The organism is Clostridium sp. DFI.5.61, from assembly GCF_024462915.1.
Classification (GTDB): Bacteria; Bacillota; Clostridia; order Oscillospirales; family Oscillospiraceae; genus Lawsonibacter; species Lawsonibacter asaccharolyticus.
The window spans coordinates 117,991-135,713 of record NZ_JANGBZ010000004.1 but is presented as its reverse complement, the minus strand read 5'-3'; the positions used below and the strand labels follow the sequence as shown (position 1 = coordinate 135,713).

Here is a 17,723-nt window from a genome sequence, read left to right as displayed (position 1 = left end):
ACAGATGATGGATCAGAGGGGAACGACCTCAGATAAAAATAAAAGGAGCCACTGTAGAACGAGATCATTCTGCAACGCTCTTTCCATGTTATAAGCGAAAACCACCGGTCGGTGGTTATGATTTGAATCAAATGAGGAAACTGTTCACAAGTCAGGGGCTAAGTCAAATCCCTGTGGACTGATTCCATAGCTGTCCTCAATGTTTGAATTTTACTGTTCTTGGCCTAGGCCTTGTTTGAAAAATAGGGAGTTTTGTTCTAAAGCGATAAAATAGCAATGGCAGCAAGGCAAACAAATGCCAAGAAAGAGGCGTCCAGCTTGTCGCATCTGGTAGCAATTCTGCAAAACCACTTGATTTTCTGAAAGAAACACTCGACCAGATGCCGCTCCTTATACAGATACCAGTCTAACGGCCAGGGATTGGATACATTGCTTTGGGGCGGGATCACATAATGCATCCCATGCTTTGAGATGTATTCCCAAATGGATCGAGCACCATAAGTCCGGTCTGCCAGCACGTTGCTCCCACGAAGTTCAACGTTTTCCAGCAGTTCCACCGCATGGACACAATCGTTGTCATTTCCGGCTGAAAGGAGGAACTTTACAGGATTTCCCAGACCATCCACGACAGCATGAATCTTTGTATTCAGCCCGCCTCTGGTGCGGCCAACTGCCTTATCTGCCGTTTTTTCCCCCACCATTGGCACTTTCATGTACCTTTATACAGGTAGAGTCCATGCTTAGATTTTCCATGTCTTCATCCCCAGAAAGCGTGTGAAACACTCTTTCCAGTGTGCCGTCATCCCGCCATTTGGCAAATCGGGCATATACTGACTGCCAAGGGCCGTAGGCTTCTGGCAGTTCCCGCCACTGGGCGCCGCTTCGGACGATCCAGAGCATTCCATTCAACATCGTCCGGTTGTCCTTGTGCGGACGTTCTCGCTTTCCTGTTTCTTCTGGTGGCAGCATCTGCTTGATCCGGTCCCATTGTTCTTTTTTTAGTTCATAACGTTTCATGCCCTTAGTTTTACATATTGCGTCCTATTGTGCAACTTTTATTTTTCAAACAAGGCCTAGGCCCGCTTTCCCTTTCCCTGCCTTTAACAGCCAACGCACAAGGGCAAACAATGTGGACGTTGCCCGAAAAAAGACTTTTTCGCAGCTACTTGCGGCAAGCCAAATCACCCAAAGGTGAGCAAAATTACTTCCGCCCTACTGCATACCTTTGTCCCAAACCAGGAAAATTTCCGTCCTGTATACCGCAGGAGATATACTGTTTGTTTTCTACCCATATCGGGCCACTTCTGGGGTCTGGAGCTTTTTTCCCCAGTTACACTCCACCCGTTAATGCGCCAAACGATATAAAACTCCTTAATAGGTCTTGGTAACGGGGAAGAAATCATGTACCAAGATCCGTTAAGGAGTTTAGGGAGGTTTTTAGAGATGTACTGCCGTTAATCGCTTACCGGCTGAATCGGCAACATAATATAGGATGGGTGGTCGGCATCGTGGTAAATGGTCTGGTGCGCCACAATGCCCTCAGCGTCCTCGCCAATAGCGTGCCCAGTGTTCATGTTGCGGTCGTGTTTGGGGAAGTTGCTGCTGGCAATTTCCACGCGGATCTTATGACCCTTTTGGAATACCATACCAGTGCCGCCCATGTTGATTTGATAGCAGTATATGGCACCGGGAATCAGCGGCTTTGCCCGATCCAGACCCTCGCGGAAGCGGCAGCGAATGATGCCTTCGGTAATATTGTAGGTAGAGCCATCTTCTCTTACATCCACCAACTTGGCGGTAAAATCGGTATCCATTGCGCTGGAGGCGGCCCAGAGGTTTACCTCGATGGGGCCAACCACAGTAACGTTCTTTTCCAACACATCGGTGCTGTACACCAGAACATCGTTGCGGCACTCCACCACTTCCTGGCTCTGACGCAAAGAATCGCCCGGAGAAATCACGATGCCGGAGCGGCAGGGAACCGGATCTGCGGGATCGTAATCGTATTTGTCAAAGGCTTTTCCGTCAGTGGGAATCTCCATCTGCAGGCGGCCGTCACCGTCGGCGCTGTTGGCACCCTTTTCGCTGGCAAAGTAATAGGGGGTAAACTTGGTCTGGGGAAGAGGCCAGGTCTCACCATAGTAGTACTTGACCTTCCCCATGGTGTGATAGAAAACAGGGGGCTTTTCCATAATGGGGGTCATGATCCCTTTCAGCCAGTAATCAAACCACTCGATCAGGATGTCCGTCTGGGTGCGCCCATTGTCCCACTCATCGGTCTCGCCGCTCTCGATTCCGGGGTACTTGCGCCACGGGCCGATATAGAGATGGAGGTTATCCTGAACAATACGGGTACCGTGATTCTTCAGCTCATGGTAAGCATCCAGAATATCCTTGGCCAGGTGGTCATACCAGAAGGTAAGCAGCAGCACGGGAACCTTAATATTTCTGATGGGCGCGGGCAGCTTCATATCCGTCCAGTACCAGGGTTCTCCGGCGTGCGACAGCCACTCGTTATAGAAGGGCTGAATGCCTGTCTCCTCCATATGGGCCAGAGGCACGTCCTTCAAGGGCAGCCAGCGGTACTGCTTATCCATATCGGCCTTGATGTCGTCAATCCGCTTCTGGAGGATCTCCCGGGTCTCGGGAGCAAGATCCGGGCGCTTTACCGCACGGTCAGCCTGCTGCAGGTACCAGATAGAGGCGCCGGCTAAATTCATGATGCCGTGGCGGAAGAAGGGAACGTGGTTGGAGGTACCGCAGGGGCAGATGGTGGTCAGATGAGGGGGGCACTCTGAGGCGTACTGGAACTGAACCGACCCCAGATTGGAGGAACCCATGGCCCCGATCTTTCCGGTAGACCACTCCTGACCCGCAATCCATTCGATAAAGTCATAGCCATCGGCGGCGTCATCCCGCCATGGGAAATACTTGCCCTGGGAATTGCCAGTGCCGCGGCAATCCTGAACCGCAACAGCGTATCCCGCGGCCACAAAGCGTTCAGGGTTCTGATATTCCTTTCCATATCTGTGCTGCTGTTCCCAGCGGCTCTTTTCATAGGGGGTTCTGACCGCGATGGTGGGGAAGGGCCCCCCTTCATCGGGCATGTACACATCCACAGCCAGCAAAACCCCATCCCGCGCGGGGGACATGATATCGCGTAAAACTTTCATTATAACACCGAAATAATCGGTTTCCCTCCTTGTTGCAATGTGTCAAAATATAAGTTCCGGGCTGATTACGCCGCGCCGAACTGGGCCAGCGTGCGCTTGATGGTGGGACGATACAGGAAGTAGATGATGATACCCAGCACAGGGAAGCCGGCGAAGCAGAAATACATCATCTCATAGCCCAGATACTGTACCAGGAAGCCGGCAACCGCAGAACCGATGACGCCGGAGAAGTCCAGCAGGAAATAGAAGGTGGAGGTGGCCAGCGCCCGCTCCTCATCCGGAGCCATCTTAACGGCAAGAGACAGGATAGCGGGGAAGAGGCAGCCCTGACCGATCTGATAGACCACCGCAGCCACAATAATGGGGGTCAGGGATGTGGCGCTTCCGATCAGAATGGGGGCCATGGCCATCAAAGCCAGATAGACGGCAATGGTGATCGTTCCGAACCGGTCAGTGATGGCGCCGCCCACCAGACGGGCCCAGATAGAAATCAGGTTGGTGATGGTGAAGAAGATGGCCACATTGGCAATGCCCTTCTCCTCGCCGAACAGCACCAGGAACTCAGCGTTGGCGAAGTATACCAAGCCACCAAAGAGGTTGATCAGGCACACAGGGAATGCACTGAAGCAGATAAAGCGGTCAATGGAGCGCAGCGAGAAGGGAACTTTTTCCTTCTTGGGAGCAGGAGCGGAAGCCCGGGCCTGATCCTCCGGCAGGTTCAGGAAGAAGGTCAGAATCAGGCAGACACCGGTCAGGCCAATGCCGGTGAGGAAGGTCGGCGTGGAGCCGTAGTTATCATAAATGTACATGGAAACAGAAGGAGCAAAGCTGGTGATGATTCGAGGCGCGGCCAGATAAAAACCGTAGGCGGTACCAAGGGCGGCCTTGCTGTTGGCGGAGCCGATAACCGCGGGAATCACGGTGGCAGCAGCGGCATAGGCCAGGCCCTGGAAGCACTTGGCGATGACATAGACCACTACGTTATTGGTGACGATGAACAGCGCAAAGCTGGCCATACGCAAGACCATACAAATCTGCAGCCAGCGCTTGTGATTTACACGGCTCATAGCAAAGCCGGAGAAGGGTCTGGTGGCGGTAGCAGTAAAGTTATAAAGGGAAGATGACAAACCAATGATGACCGCGCTGGCACCCAGGGCGGCGCCAAACACGTTAATGGGAGTTTTAACGGTGGTCGTGGCAAAGTTGTTCAATGCTTCAATCAGCAGCATCAATAAGAATGTCCGGTTACACAGCCCCTTTAGGGATGTCAAAAACGATGTGTTGCTCTTGTTCATGATTCGCCCTCTCTTTCGTGTTGTAAATACAGCGCGCCCATAAACCGAGTGTTGTTCGGTTTTGTGTTATGATCATAGCACCAGCTTTTTTCACTGTCAAGGGGGCTCAATCACATTCTCGCTTTTGCTGGATAAAAAGCGAATAACATTCGCTTTTTAGAATGAATTCTTCGCTTTTATAGACCAGTGTGTTAAAAATCGAATCATTTTCTAACTTTTAAATGACAAAAATGTTATAGAAATTAACATTTATGTTTTGGATTTTATTTTTTGAGGTCAAAAAAATAAAAAATTATTTTTGGCACAATTGACTTTGCATATTATTGTGTTTATAATAAGCGCAAGTATAAGTTTCCGCTTTATGCGTGGAAAAAGAAACTATGCACGGGAAAGGTGGAACGCCAAACATGTACAACATAGCCAAGAAAATCCTGTATAAAGCTATTGCTGTCACCGTTGTGGCGGCAATCTTATTTTTTCTGCAGGCAAATGTGAACTATGCTGACCAGGAAATTCCTGATGCCGCTGAGGAGACAGATCCGCAGGGTCAGTACGGCGGCACGCTGATTTTTACCACCCCCGACGGAGAGAGCGCCACTGTGCTGGGCTATCCCGCTACGGCAAGCAATTCCCTGGCCATTATGATCGCCGCCCCCGCCGTGGAGCAGCTGTTCCGTCTAAACGAGGATGGAGGACTCATTTCCTGGCTGGTGCGCGACTACGAAACCAGCCAGGACGGACTAACATATACATTCCACCTCCAGGAGGGCGTGATGTTTCATGACGGAACGCCCTTTAACGCGGAAGCGGTACGCTGGAACCTGCAATGCTGCATTGACGAGGGGCGAAATGCCTCTGTGACGGATAACATTGCCCACCTCCAGGTGGTGGATGAATATACCATCGAAATCCACCTTTTTGAGCGGGATTTTCAGTTCCTTCACACCCTCAGCGGCAATGTTGGCATGATGGTGTCCCCCACCGCTGTGGAGGAGCACGGAGAGGACTGGGCTGCGGTACACCCGGTAGGAACAGGCCCCTTTATTTTTGAGAGCTGGGAGGTAGACTCCAAGATCGTATATACCAGGAATGATCACTACTGGATTGAGGGGCTCCCTTACCTGGATGGTGTAGAGTACCACATTGTAAAGGACTCCGCTGTGATGGCAGCCGCCTTTGAACAGGGCGAGCTCCATGCCATTGCCCAGGTGACCGACTCCCTGCTGACTTCCCTATCCCAACAGACAGGGTGTGTCAAAACAGTGGGCAAGCAGGCAGCCTATGGCTATATGCTGTGGTTTTCCAGCGCCAATCCCCAGTCCCCTTTCTCCAACCTGAAGGTCAGACAGGCCGCCCTGTACGCCATTGATATGGAGGCCATTACCCAGTACCTGATCGGTAAAACAGGCAGCTACACCAATCAGCTCTCCAGTGTGAACAGCCAGTTTTATAACCCCGAAATCGAGGGATATCCCTATAACCCCGAAAAAGCCAAAGAGCTTCTGACCCAGGCTGGGTACCAGGACGGATTTTCCACCACAATTTATATGGAAAACAACGATCTGAATGCCGAGCTGGGTGCGGCCGTACAGGCATATCTGGATCGGGTGGGCATCCACGTGACGGTCATGCTGATGGATGCCGCCCAATACTATGAGGAAATTATTCTGACCGGCTGGGAGGACGGCATCGGCGTTGTCAAGTTTGGCTATGCTCCCAACGAGTTCTCCAGCATGAAGGGACTTTTGTCCAGAGAGACCCACGCCACCAGAATGCCAGCGCTTTCTCTACCCAATGAGTTTTTCGACGCATTGGATCTGGCCAGAGCCCAGGCCACCGAGGCCGACGCCATTCCATATATCCAGCAGGCCGAAAAAATTCTTATTGACGACTATGCCATCGGGACAGGGTGGGTGGCCTCCTCCATCGCAGTGAAAAAAGACACGGTTTACGGAGATCATTTCTGTTCCCTGGGCCGCTATATCCAGTGGACCCCGGAGAGCGCTTATTTTTCAGAAGGGGCAGGGTGATGGCGTATGAAATATATTCTAAAAAAAGCACTGCAGATGGCGGCGGTTCTCTTGTGCGTATCTATTCTCTCCTTTCTTCTGATTAAAATCATGCCCGGAGATGCCGTGTCCCTGATGCTGGGTACCGATGCCAGCCCGGAACAAAAGCTGGCGCTGGAGCAGGAGCTTCATTTGGACAAGCCCTGGCCCATTCAATATATATTATGGCTGTCCGATCTGCTCAGGGGTAACTTCGGCACCTCAACCTATTATCACACAGATGTGCTGGATATCCTGCTGCGCCGGGCTTCTGTCACTCTTTTTCTGGGAGGAATTTCCCTGATCATCAGCGCCGTGCTGGGCATCACTTTGGGGGTACTCAGCGTACTCAAGCAAGACACCTGGGTGGAGACGAGCATCAACCGTCTGGCCACCTTCGGCATCTCCATTCCCAACTTCTGGATCGCCATTCTTCTCATCTTTATCTTCGCCCAACAGCTGCAACTGCTACCCGTTCAAGGATATACCGCCCTGTCGCAAGACTGGCAGCAAGGTCTGCGACAACTCATTCTCCCCTGCATAACCATTGCCTTCCAGCCCACCGCCGCCATCATCCGTCAGACTCGGGCAGGACTTTTGGATACCGCCCAGCAGGACTATATCCGCACCGCGTACGCCAAGGGGCTGAGCCCTCAGCAAGTGGTCAAGCAGCACATGCTGAAAAATGCCATGATCCCGGTACTCACCGTCATCAGCATGAATATTGCAAAAATCCTGGGCGGATCGGTAATCGCGGAGGAGATATTCAACATCCCCGGTATGGGGCAGCTGATGATCAGCGGCGTGTTCAATCGGGATATTCCCCTGATTCAGGGAAGCATTATTGTGGTTTCTTTTGTGGTTTTGGTGGTCATGCTGCTTGCCGATCTGGCATACAGCATGGTAGATCCCCGGATTGGCAGGTAGAATATATTATGAAACATAAGAAAAGTAGTTTCTTTTGGAACGATATTCTTCGGTCCTCTTGGTTTGAGCTGGGAGTTCTTGGATTGTTTGTGGCCATAGCCCTGCTGGCCCCTTTGATCGCCCCCTATGACCCCAATGAGCTGGATCTGTCCATCCGCCTGCAGGGCTTCAATCTGTCCCATCTTCTGGGGACGGACGCCCTGGGGCGGGACGTACTCAGCCGGTTGATGTTCGGGGCGCGCACCTCCTTGCTGGTGACCTCCCTATCCATCTGCTGGGGCGGAGCGGTTGGAATCCTGTTGGGGCTTTGCTCAGGATATTTGGGCGGCTGGCTGGACAGCATCATTATGCGCTTTATGGAGGCCCTTTTGAGCATCCCCAACCTGCTTCTGGCCATGGGAATCGGCGTAGCCCTGGGGCAGGGTATGGTGACCCTGATCACAGCCCTAGGCATCGCCGCCATTCCGGGTTATACTCTAATGGTACGGGCCCAGGTGAAGTCCATCCGCAGCCGTGAATATGTATGGGCGGAGCAGGTCATGGGTGCCAAACGCGCACACATCATATTTCGTCACATCCTGCCCAACTGTATCTCCCCCCTGATCATCACCACTACTTCAAACTTAGGCAGTACCATTTTGGCGGAAGCCGGACTGAGTTTTTTGAATTTGGGTGTGGAGCTTCCCCAGGCGGCCTGGGGCAACATGGTGGACGAGGGCTTTCGGTATCTGCTCCAGGCGCCCACACTGTCCATCCTGCCAGGCCTAATGATCCTGGTCGTGGTGTTTTCCTGCAATCAGGTGGGTGAGGCCCTGCGGAAAAGTACAGGTGTGAAAGGGGGCGCAATGTAGTGGAACCGATTTTACAGGTACGCGATCTCAGCGTAGCCTTTGAAAACGGTGGTAAATCCCGGCGTGTGCTTTACAATGTCCACTATGAGGCCTATCCCGGCGAGATCGTTGGAATTGTGGGAGAGAGCGGCTGTGGAAAATCCATCAGTCTGCTCACCGCACTGCAATTACAGCCCGCTCAAGGCAAGGTATTAAGCGGAGAGGTCCTCTTCCACGGACAAAACCTCCTGACCTATGCCCGAAACGGAAAAGAGATGCAAAAAATTCGTGGCAATCAGATTTCCATGATCTTTCAAAACCCCATGAACTCCCTGAATCCAGTGCTTACCGTCGGACAGCAGATTGGCGAGGCGCTGCGTTGCCATAAGCAGCTCTCTCAGCAGCAGGCCAGGCAGGAGGCCATTAACCTTCTGCGCCGGGTGCTGATCGAGCAGCCAGAGGAAAAGGTGGACCGCTATCCCCATGAGTTCAGCGGAGGCATGTGCCAGCGCATTATGATTGCCATGGCCATTGCCTGCAAGCCAGAGGTACTCATCGCGGACGAGGCCACCACCGCTTTGGATGTCACCACCCAAAAAGCCATTCTGGAGCTTTTAAAAGATTTGGCAAAGCAAGAAAATATTGCTGTTATTTTTGTTACCCACAACCTGGGAATTGTAGCCCAATACACCAGCCGTATTTACGTGATGTACGCTGGTCACATTGTGGAGCAGGCCAAGGTGGACGCGCTGTTTTTTCACCCCGCCCACCCATATACCCAGGGTCTGTTATTCTCCGTTCCAAAGCTCAGCGACGAACATCGAAAACCGCTTTATTCCATTGCCGGCTCTCCCCCTGATCTGACCAAACCCATGACCTTGTGCCCCTTTTTCGAGCGGTGCGGCTGCCCTCTAGACATATGCCGCACCCAACCTCCTCAGGAGCATTGCGTTGCTGAAGGTCATACGGTGAGCTGCCATCTGACAAAGCTGGAGAAGCACAAAAGCGAGCTTCCTTATCCGGATGGAGCAGATACCCAGACCGGACAGGTCATTCTTCAGGTCAGGGACCTTGATTACTCGGTACGTCAGCGGCACCAGGGACTTTTTTCTAAGGAAAAAAGCCATATCATTCTCCAAGACATCAATTTTAACCTGATGGCTGGAGAGACTCTGGGGATTGTGGGAGAAAGCGGCTGCGGCAAAACCACGCTGGCCCGGTGTATTCTCCAGCTCTATACACCAACCCGGGGTTCGGTGCTGTACTCGGGCCCAGATGAAATTAAGGATTTGACCAAGCTCTCTGTCAGAGCGCTGAATGCGATCAGGCCCGACATCCAGATGGTCTTTCAAAACAGCGTGGGTTCCCTGAATCCCCGCATGACCATCGGCCAGTCTCTCATGGAGCCCCTGATCATGCACCATTTGACCAAAGGGGAAAAAAACTGTGAGCAGCGTGCCGTGGAACTACTACACATGGTAGGGCTCAATGAGGACTGTATGCCCCGCTTCCCCTACCAGCTTAGCGGCGGGCAATGTCAGCGGGTGGGCATCGCCCGGGCGCTGGCCACCGCTCCCAAGATCCTGATTTGTGATGAGCCAGTCTCCGCTTTGGATGTCTCTGTGCAGGCTTCCATCTTGAACCTACTCAAGCAGCTCCAGCAAAAGCTTGGCATCTCCTATATTTTTATTGCCCATGATATGTCCGTGGTACAGCATATCAGCGACCGCATCCTTGTGATGTACCGGGGCAGGGTTGTGGAAAGCGGCAGCTACGAAGAAATCTGCTCCCGTCCCAGGCATCCTTACACCGTCCATCTGATTGATGCCATTCCGGTTGCAGATCCCAGCGTGCCATGCAGTCCTCTGCGGTGCGCCCAGACCACGGCTGAATCCGAAACCGGCTGTACTTACTATCCCCGTTGTGTAAACCGCAAGGATGACTGTCTCAAGTTTAACTATCAGCAAACTGAACTTTCGCCGGGACACATATGCTCTTGCCTTTATCCTGAATCTACATACCGAAAGGGTGAAGAATGACATGAAACAAGCTGTAAAATCAGCACAAACAAAAAAACGCATCGCATCCGTTGCTATTAAGTTATTTACCCAAAAGGGCGTTGAGGCAGTTACCGTAGGTGAAATCTGCAAAAAAGCTGGTATTGCTGTGGGTACATTTTACTATTACTTTACCGCTAAAGAGGATATCTACGATCAGATTATCAGTGAAGCTGCCGATCATATGGAAAAAGCCATTGCAGCTATTCCACCTCAGAAGTCACCCCGGGACTTTGTAACTCAAGTATTCTATTGCTACGCGGAACGCAACATGCAGATGGGTACCGACCTACGCACCCGAATGCAAATGGATCTCCTGACTAGCCAGTCTGGAAAAAACGCCAATCACAACAAGCTGTTTCATTCCATGGACGAACAGCTACTCCGTTTTCAGGAAGAAGGCTGGATTGATTCCGATGTAGATATTCAACAGTTTTCCAACAACTTGTTTATCGTGGCAAGAGGGCTAATCTTTGAATGGTGTATCCAAAATGCCTCCTTTGATCTAAAAGAGCGAATTCAGGAGTTTATATTTCCCTATGTAGCCTATTACATCAAAGAACAGCCCGATAATAAGTCGTGAATTTTGAAATCTTCCGCTCCGGTTTAAATCTTGCTCCTTGTTAATCTGTTTTTATTTGTGTTTCATATTCCGTTCATAATCTACCATTACCGTTTCCATGGCGGCCTCTCAAAAATATTTATGATTATTTTGACAGAGGCAGACACGTCGTAAACTATGAGATCAGCAGATATCTTACAGATCATGGGCTGCCCCTGCCGGAGGGTGAGACCCTGATTGAAGAGGAAGCACGAGGGATGGAGGTCTGTCCAGAATATTTTGGAGAATTTCCAATTCCGGACGAGACCCCGTGGGGTGAGCCTATCAGATGGGAAACGCTGTGGAACGGGCTTTATTGGCTCGAAACAAGAGACGCCGGGTGGGTACTGGCAATAGCCTACCCCATGGGCGATGATTTGCGCGATGAGACGCTGGAATTGGCTCAGCTTACAGAGCGTGACCGCAAAAGTGGGATTGACAACACCTGCGGGTTCCGGTTTTACAGATGTGAGGCCAGCTGCATCCCCCTCTATGAACTGCTGGATTACAGGTCAAAGAAGACATGGGAGCCGAAAATCAATATACCTGCCCTGAAAAACGCAATTCTGGACTTTGACCCGGACTATGCTCGAAAAATTTTCGACGATGATCTAGACCTTTTGAAAGAGTTCTCATATACTCCGGGTGCTGGAACCAGTTTTTGTCAATTTCCGCCTGCGGTGCCTGAATAGGATCAAACGGTAGTGGGTATTCACAGTGGCAAGTTTAGATTTATTTTGGAATATTAAGACTTATAAAAAGAAGGACGGTTGACCAGGACTCTGGTCAGCCGTCCTTCTCCATTTAAAGTTAGAGATTGGAAGACGTTAATCCTTCTGCAAATATTTTATTTTGTTTTCTCAAAATGTTGCAGAAACAAAAGTCAGGTGATGCGACATATATATATAGAAGCATACTTTTGAGGAGAAAGGTCAGGTGATTCCCATGGGTAAATGATACGCAGTTCCAAAAAAGTGAAAAGGAGGTGTCGGAATGAAGGCACTGGTCGTATTTGTGTTGGTGTCTATCGCGGCGTTGTTCTGTGTTGGGTTTACTGTCCAAAATGCAGAGGTGGAGGCACGTCATGCAGAGACCACGGAAGAATACGTGATGCCCACTATCCTGGAAGACGGAACGTATTATTATGAGACAGATGATTTCATTTCTTATGTACACATAAATAGCTGAATAACGATTATTGATTATGAGAAGATCAAAGTATGCAATTCCTATATGCAATTGCTGTATCTTAGCAATAATTTTAGGGATTCTCTATGTCCAAACACTTGCTCCAATTGACCAGCCATATGAATATCCCATCACGCAAAGCGATCCTGAGTGGTCCAGTCTATCAACATCGGAAAAGAAAAGTTTATGCCAAATCGAAACCAGTGTTCTGCGACGGCTGACTACTCCGGCGCTTTTGGAAACTGTCCTGAATTACCCATATTTAATTGATGTGTTTGCATGGGGGGACATGTCCATCGGGATAGAAACTCTTGCAGCTAACTTCAATGGAATGGAGGAGCTGTTAGCCCGCGCAGATTTGGAGAGATCCTTAGAAAACTATTGCAATACCCATTCTTCACATAATATAGCATACCAAGTAGCGGAGTATATGATGCAAAACAACATTTGAGGGGGAGGCTCCGCCACCGTTTTACCAACGGTGGCGGAGCTTTTTCGCAAGTCTTTCGTTAAAAAAGTAACGTTTTATATTTATATAGGTATTAACGCCTTTTTGAACCATTATAAAATCCAATCCGTTACGCTACTATATCTTAAACAGATCGTCCCGCCCGCTTACTTCTATTCTGTGGGAGAGTATGCTATAATGGAATTGGATTATTTGGAAATTGGTCAAAATATTCAAAAATACCGCCGGATATGTGGGCTGCGGCAAAAGGATCTGGCTGAGATCATCAATGTATCAGACCAGCATATCAGACATATTGAGACTGGACGGACGAAGCTGAGCCTCGCCACGCTGGTGGCAATTTCTGATGCGCTGCAAATCGACTGCAATACTCTCCTGGGGAAAACCTTGGTCAGCGCAAGGCGCACTGCGCTCCAGCAGAGACTGGACCAGCTCACCAGTGAACTGGATTCCAAAAGGCTGGGACTTGTTGTGGAGTTTACCAGCATGCTGGCAGACTATGAATTAGATTAGAGAGCAAAGAGGTGAAGTCCTGTTGGACCCGTCGGAGCGTTTTTTCCGTTCTCTTTATGAGAAGCAATATGAAAAAATGTTTAAACTGGCGTACCGCATGACTGGCAGCATAGAGAAGACACAGGACCTGGTCCAGAACGCCTTTCTGCTGGCGCTTTTCCGAAAAGAAGAGTTGATGGTGCATCCTAAACCGGAGGGCTGGTTGATGACTGCCCTGAAAAACCTGATCTTCAATGAGCGGCGCCGTTCCGAAAGCCATCCGGAGGTGCCTCTGGAGTCCGTGATCGAATCCCTGTCCGTGAATGATGATTCAGAGATGCCTTTGGAACTGGCCCTTCCCAAGCAGCTGTCCAAAGAAGACCGAGAGATCCTGATCCTGCGGTTTGAACAGCGGCTGTCTTATGCGGAGATCGGGGACCGGCTGGGGATATCGGAGGGGGCCTGCCGAAGCCGGCTCCATCGGGCCCTACAGCGATGCAAACGATTTCTGAACGATACATGATTTTTAAAATTTTTCTTTCCCCTTGTAACGAAACGGTGTGTTCCAGACATATAAACAATGGAGGGGAAGGGAAGGCGGGGTGAACATGGATTCTCCTTTGACCAAACATGAACAAGATGGGAAGCCATCATTTTTGGATGTCACGCCAGAACGGCTGAGCAAGCTGACAGCATCACAGTTGGCAGATGATATGGAGCGGGCTTTGGATTTTATGTCCGATGAGACCTATGACGATGCGGTGATCGATGCATATCTGGAGGCACTGGACCGTGTGGTCCCTATGCCGGAATACCCGGATGCGGCGACCACTTATGCCGAGTTTCGGGATAAGATCCGGTCAATATCTGAGGAACTGACCCCTGCTAAAAGTTCTGCTGTCCCCAGCCATGGCATCCGCAGAGGCCGCCAGTTGCTACGGACTGTTCTGGTTGCGGCGGTGTTGGTTGCCTGTTTGTTCAGTGGAATGGTCGTGGCACAGGCTTCCGGTCTGGACGTTTTTGGCGCGATTGCGCGCTGGACTGCCGATGCGCTCAGCTTTGGAGATGCCAGTACGCTGGCCACGTCTGGCGCGGAGGCTCAATTCCATTACACAGAGCCGGATAAACCTGTCCCGGAAGAATATCAGGAACTTCAGGCTGAGTTGAAGCGACGGGATCTGCCTTTTTATTTTCCTGAAGTCCCCAATAGTTTTAGATTAAATGAGTCTTCCCTATATATTTCTGAGATAAACGGACAGCTGATTTATGAGAGCTTTTATGCTAAAAATTCAGATTTGTTTGATTTTTGCGTTATTCAGAATATGGGAGAGCCCCAGGCAATTTATGAAAAGGACGACACACCAGTTGACGAATACCAGTACCATGGAGTTACACATTATCTATTCAGCAATCTTGAGCGAAAGGTTGCAGTTTGGAGCGTTGAGAATCTGGAATACAGCATCTCAACAACATTACCGATGGACGATTTGAAAAGACTCGTCCAATCCCTTTACTGAGGAGTGAAATAAAATGAAAATGAAGCGGTTTTTTTCTATGCTTATTGCGTTGGCCTGTATAGTGGCGTTTGCTGTTCCAACTTTTGCAAGGGCAAGTGAACAGATTTGTTCTTACAACAAGTCCAGCGTCAAACTTAATCTTTATGCTGGATATACGCTTGATTCGCTCTTGACCGCACAAGAAGAAATCTCTTTAGACCGGACAATTACCTGCACATCTAGTGAGGTGTCCTGATGGGAACTAATTTGAAGACAGTAATTAAATCAACTATTAAAAAGGTTGCTATCTTTTCTGTAACCATTTTGCTTGGAGCAATAATAATTGAGTTCTTACGAAAATTTGACCTGTTTTATTTCCGAGGAGGGGCTTCGGATACTGTATGCGCCATTCTATATTTATCTGGAGTAGTAGCATGTTCTAGAAATTGGAAATAGCAAAATCAGAAGAAGGGGGGACATGCTTAGCCGTGTCCCCCCTCCTGTGCAAAAGGAAGATTGATACTTATGGTACACAAATTTTTTTATAGAACTCCCGGACGTCCTGAAGGTCTGTGGTCCTGTTGTGGACCGGCAGAGCATCCCAGACGATATCATGGTATCGCTCCGGTGGGTCATCCCGGAGACGCCGGTCGATGATGGAGATGATGCCGGTATCCGTTTCATTTCGGATCAGGCGGCCGATGCCCTGCTTGAGGTGGATGATCATCTCCGGCACGCTGACCTCCATCAGGGGATCATTCGCAATCGACGCCTTATAGTCAATGACCGGATCGGGTACAGGAAAGGGTAGGCGGAAAATTATCACATGAGAGAGGCGTTTACCTTCGATACTGATCCCCTCCCAGTAGGCACCGGTGCCCAGTAACACGGAATTTGTGTCCTCTCTGAACTCTCTCAGAACTTTTTCTTGGGAGGCACCACTTTGTTGAATCAGGATCTTCTAAGGAATGTCACGGCCTTGAAGCGCTGCATAGACATCTTCCATATTTGACTTTTCGGTAAGTATTACCCTTTATACCGAGAAGTCACCGGAGCTTACCGCAAGTCACGGTGACTTCCATAGACAGTGTGGCACACTTTGAACCCTTATTCAATCCACGCTATTATTTGACGCTTACGGCAGAACGGCCCCGAAAGGCTCTGCCATAAAATGCTCCTGCCTGAGCTAAACAAAGAAATGTCAGCTTAGGCAGGAGCATTCAAAACGGAATCGGAATTAAAGAGAATTATGGAGGATTTCAAGGACTTGGCGGAGCTGATCCACTGGGATCTGTCCCGGCGCAGACACCTGTCCCACCGCCCCAAAGGTCATGGAGGAGCCGAACACTTCGCCACACAGGCGGCTGACTACCCCCTGGGAAGACATGGACATGGTAATAATAGGGCGATCCGCATAACAGCGCGTCATCTCCTCTGTGGCCGACAGCAACGTCAGCACATCCCCTGCACTCCGGGGCATCACAGCGATTTTAGGGATGTCGGCCCCCATATCCTGCATTTTCCTCAGGCGAAAAATCAGGTCCGCCTGGCTGGGTGTTCTTTGAAAATCGTGATTGGAACCTACCACGATCCTGCCCGCCTGATGGATCCCGTCGATATTCTCCCGCACCACGCTGTCCCCGGAGAAAATCTCCACATCAACAGCATCCACGTCTCCAGATAGGGCTGCCGCCAGGTTGAGCTGGGTATAACGAACCGGTGGAAGTTCCCGCTCGCCGCCCTCCTTTCTGGTACGGAATGTGAAGAGGATCGGAATGTTCCCCAAAGCCTCCCTCAGTGCCCGTAGTGTGGAGAGCACAGACGGCAGATCGTTTACATCCTGATAAAAGTCTACCCGCCATTCCACCACATGCAGTGGGATATTTGTCAGTTCCTGGGCTCTGGCCAGTATCTCCTCTCGGCTTCTCCCTACAATAGGGACAATAATTTTTGGGCTACCAATACCGATTTCAACGTCCCTCAGTTTTACTATTTCCATTCTAAAATTCCTCTTCCTTATTGATGAAATCTCAATATACTATTACCATGGCTCTGGTCCATTCGCTCTGTGCTTGGTGATGCGGCCTCTCTATATATGGGATTCCTCGCCATGGTGCCTGAATTTATTCTTAGAATTTTGAGCCCCAGGCTTCAGTGACCACTGATATGCACTGTAAACCCATATGATTTCCAAACGTCAGACAGAATTTCCAGGTGCTCCAATTTTGGCGGCTGGTATCCAATACATGGTTCTGTCGAACGTCCCAACGCTTCTAATTTTGAAATTCCGAGGGTATGGTAGGGTAAAAGATAAACATTTGAAATATATTGCTTTAAAGGTAGAATAAATTCAGCAGTTTGACGAATCAAATCCGCATCATCATTTACTCCACTTATCAGAGGCATCCTTAACCATATTTCTTTTTTTAAATCTAGCGCAATATACCTGAGATTGTCCAGAATCAATTTATTCGATACCCCGGTAAGGGCTTTGTGTTGCGAATCATTTAAGTGTTTGATATCGTAAAGTACAATATTAGTATAAGGCATTACCTGATCAATAGCTTTTCTGTCTGCAAATCCGCAGGTTTCAATGCATGTATGGATGTTCCTATCTGAACAGCACTTTAAAATAGCGGAAACGAATTCCGGCTGACTCAGTGGTTCTCCTCCACTGATGGTAACCCCACCCCCGGAATGTTTGTAAAATAAATGATCTCTTGCAACTTCCTCAAACACTTCATCTGCTGTTTGCAGATGTCCCATTAGTTCTCTTGCTTGTTTGGGACACGCTGAGATGCAGTTGCCACATGCAATACAACCGTCATGTCTGACCTGCAGAGTCTGTCCCTCCAAACTAAGCAGCTTCTGCGGACAGGCCGGTACACAGCGGCCGCATGCAATACAAAGATTCTTATAATACATGACTTCCGCCTGTACACGGTTTGATTCTGGATTATGGCACCAGATACAGCGCAGAGGACATCCCTTTACAAAAACAGTGGTGCGAATCCCTGGACCGTCATGAATAGAAAATTTTTGAATGTTGAATACCGTGCCCTGCATAGCACCCATCTTTTCTTACCTCACTCGCTTGTTGGTGTTCAGCCTGTGGTGAATCCCTTATCAGACGCACCACAGGCTGAA

The 17,723-nt window shown here is 49.8% G+C and carries 16 protein-coding genes and 1 pseudogene; 11 read left to right on the top strand and 6 right to left on the bottom strand.

Translation table 11 applies throughout. From position 1 onward, the window contains the following. Positions 1 to 257 precede the first annotated feature (257 nt). The 3 genes and pseudogenes from NE584_RS03885 to NE584_RS03875 form a co-directional block, all read right to left on the bottom strand. A pseudogene (locus tag NE584_RS03885) lies at positions 258 to 1,017 on the bottom strand (IS5 family transposase). Positions 1,018 to 1,454: 437 nt separating this feature from the next. Then, positions 1,455 to 3,152, bottom strand: a complete 1,698-nt coding sequence (locus NE584_RS03880; RefSeq protein ID WP_256181864.1) for a CocE/NonD family hydrolase — start codon at positions 3,150 to 3,152, stop codon at positions 1,455 to 1,457. A gap of 86 nt (positions 3,153 to 3,238) precedes the next feature. Further along, a complete protein-coding gene (locus NE584_RS03875) occupies positions 3,239 to 4,468 on the bottom strand; it encodes an MFS transporter (protein ID WP_256181855.1) in 1,230 nt (409 codons plus the stop codon). 407 nt (positions 4,469 to 4,875) lie between these two features. Between NE584_RS03875 and NE584_RS03870 the strand changes: the two genes are divergently transcribed. From NE584_RS03870 to NE584_RS03820, 11 genes are all read left to right on the top strand, one after another. Then, the gene (locus NE584_RS03870) at positions 4,876 to 6,498 is read left to right on the top strand and encodes an ABC transporter substrate-binding protein (RefSeq protein WP_256181854.1); all 1,623 of its coding nucleotides are present in this window, start codon (positions 4,876 to 4,878) and stop codon (positions 6,496 to 6,498) included. A gap of 6 nt (positions 6,499 to 6,504) precedes the next feature. Next, positions 6,505 to 7,443, top strand: a complete 939-nt coding sequence (locus tag NE584_RS03865) for an ABC transporter permease (protein WP_256181853.1) — start codon at positions 6,505 to 6,507, stop codon at positions 7,441 to 7,443. A gap of 8 nt (positions 7,444 to 7,451) precedes the next feature. Then, positions 7,452 to 8,294 (top strand): ABC transporter permease, encoded by an 843-nt coding sequence (locus NE584_RS03860; protein WP_256181851.1) that lies wholly within the window; start codon positions 7,452 to 7,454, stop codon positions 8,292 to 8,294. After that, positions 8,294 to 10,312, top strand: coding sequence for a dipeptide ABC transporter ATP-binding protein (locus NE584_RS19810; protein WP_256181849.1), 2,019 nt, complete (start codon positions 8,294 to 8,296; stop codon positions 10,310 to 10,312). The genes NE584_RS03860 and NE584_RS19810 overlap by 1 nt, the downstream gene beginning before the upstream one ends. 1 nt (position 10,313) lies before the next feature. Continuing rightward, positions 10,314 to 10,913: a TetR/AcrR family transcriptional regulator gene (locus NE584_RS03850; protein ID WP_256181848.1), complete on the top strand. Its 600-nt coding sequence runs from the start codon at positions 10,314 to 10,316 to the stop codon at positions 10,911 to 10,913. 236 nt (positions 10,914 to 11,149) lie between these two features. Then, the gene (locus NE584_RS03845) at positions 11,150 to 11,623 is read left to right on the top strand and encodes a hypothetical protein (RefSeq protein ID WP_256181847.1); all 474 of its coding nucleotides are present in this window, start codon (positions 11,150 to 11,152) and stop codon (positions 11,621 to 11,623) included. Between the two features lie 301 nt (positions 11,624 to 11,924). After that, positions 11,925 to 12,119, top strand: coding sequence for a hypothetical protein (locus NE584_RS03840; RefSeq protein WP_256181846.1), 195 nt, complete (start codon positions 11,925 to 11,927; stop codon positions 12,117 to 12,119). 646 nt (positions 12,120 to 12,765) lie between these two features. Next, on the top strand, positions 12,766 to 13,101 hold the full coding sequence (locus NE584_RS03835; protein ID WP_256181844.1) for a helix-turn-helix domain-containing protein: 336 nt from the start codon (positions 12,766 to 12,768) through the stop codon (positions 13,099 to 13,101). Between the two features lie 22 nt (positions 13,102 to 13,123). After that, a complete protein-coding gene (locus tag NE584_RS03830; protein WP_256181843.1) occupies positions 13,124 to 13,603 on the top strand; it encodes a sigma-70 family RNA polymerase sigma factor in 480 nt (159 codons plus the stop codon). Between the two features lie 85 nt (positions 13,604 to 13,688). Continuing rightward, complete coding sequence (locus tag NE584_RS03825) at positions 13,689 to 14,597, top strand: DUF4367 domain-containing protein (RefSeq protein WP_256181863.1); 909 nt, start codon at positions 13,689 to 13,691, stop codon at positions 14,595 to 14,597. Positions 14,598 to 14,610: 13 nt separating this feature from the next. After that, the gene (locus NE584_RS03820; RefSeq protein ID WP_256181842.1) at positions 14,611 to 14,832 is read left to right on the top strand and encodes a hypothetical protein; all 222 of its coding nucleotides are present in this window, start codon (positions 14,611 to 14,613) and stop codon (positions 14,830 to 14,832) included. A 267-nt stretch (positions 14,833 to 15,099) separates the two neighbouring features. Here the strand turns inward: NE584_RS03820 and NE584_RS03815 are convergent, their stop codons facing one another. The 3 genes from NE584_RS03815 to NE584_RS03805 all read right to left on the bottom strand — a co-directional run bounded on the left by NE584_RS03815 (position 15,100) and on the right by NE584_RS03805 (position 17,651). Then, positions 15,100 to 15,528 (bottom strand): helicase C-terminal domain-containing protein, encoded by a 429-nt coding sequence (locus NE584_RS03815; protein ID WP_256181862.1) that lies wholly within the window; start codon positions 15,526 to 15,528, stop codon positions 15,100 to 15,102. Positions 15,529 to 15,813: 285 nt separating this feature from the next. Further along, positions 15,814 to 16,575, bottom strand: coding sequence for a type I 3-dehydroquinate dehydratase (gene aroD / locus NE584_RS03810; RefSeq protein ID WP_256181841.1), 762 nt, complete (start codon positions 16,573 to 16,575; stop codon positions 15,814 to 15,816). 152 nt (positions 16,576 to 16,727) lie between these two features. Continuing rightward, the gene (locus tag NE584_RS03805; protein WP_256181840.1) at positions 16,728 to 17,651 is read right to left on the bottom strand and encodes a glycyl-radical enzyme activating protein; all 924 of its coding nucleotides are present in this window, start codon (positions 17,649 to 17,651) and stop codon (positions 16,728 to 16,730) included. Between the last annotated feature and the right edge of the window lie 72 nt (positions 17,652 to 17,723).

What these genes read in the sequence shown, in the direction of transcription:
- NE584_RS03850 (WP_256181848.1), top strand. Translation starts at nt 10,314, where the DNA reads ATGAAACAAGCTGTAAAATCAGCACAAACAAAAAAACGCATCGCATCC.
- NE584_RS03865 (WP_256181853.1), top strand. Translation starts at nt 6,505, where the DNA reads ATGAAATATATTCTAAAAAAAGCACTGCAGATGGCGGCGGTTCTCTTG.
- NE584_RS03805 (WP_256181840.1), bottom strand. Translation starts at nt 17,651, where the DNA reads ATGGGTGCTATGCAGGGCACGGTATTCAACATTCAAAAATTTTCTATT.
- NE584_RS03835 (WP_256181844.1), top strand. Translation starts at nt 12,766, where the DNA reads ATGGAATTGGATTATTTGGAAATTGGTCAAAATATTCAAAAATACCGC.
- NE584_RS03880 (WP_256181864.1), bottom strand. Translation starts at nt 3,152, where the DNA reads ATGTCCCCCGCGCGGGATGGGGTTTTGCTGGCTGTGGATGTGTACATG.
- NE584_RS03870 (WP_256181854.1), top strand. Translation starts at nt 4,876, where the DNA reads ATGTACAACATAGCCAAGAAAATCCTGTATAAAGCTATTGCTGTCACC.
- NE584_RS03845 (WP_256181847.1), top strand. Translation starts at nt 11,150, where the DNA reads ATGGAGGTCTGTCCAGAATATTTTGGAGAATTTCCAATTCCGGACGAG.
- NE584_RS03860 (WP_256181851.1), top strand. Translation starts at nt 7,452, where the DNA reads ATGAAACATAAGAAAAGTAGTTTCTTTTGGAACGATATTCTTCGGTCC.
- NE584_RS03820 (WP_256181842.1), top strand. Translation starts at nt 14,611, where the DNA reads ATGAAAATGAAGCGGTTTTTTTCTATGCTTATTGCGTTGGCCTGTATA.
- NE584_RS03875 (WP_256181855.1), bottom strand. Translation starts at nt 4,468, where the DNA reads ATGAACAAGAGCAACACATCGTTTTTGACATCCCTAAAGGGGCTGTGT.
- NE584_RS03825 (WP_256181863.1), top strand. Translation starts at nt 13,689, where the DNA reads ATGGATTCTCCTTTGACCAAACATGAACAAGATGGGAAGCCATCATTT.
- NE584_RS03840 (WP_256181846.1), top strand. Translation starts at nt 11,925, where the DNA reads ATGAAGGCACTGGTCGTATTTGTGTTGGTGTCTATCGCGGCGTTGTTC.
- aroD (WP_256181841.1), bottom strand. Translation starts at nt 16,575, where the DNA reads ATGGAAATAGTAAAACTGAGGGACGTTGAAATCGGTATTGGTAGCCCA.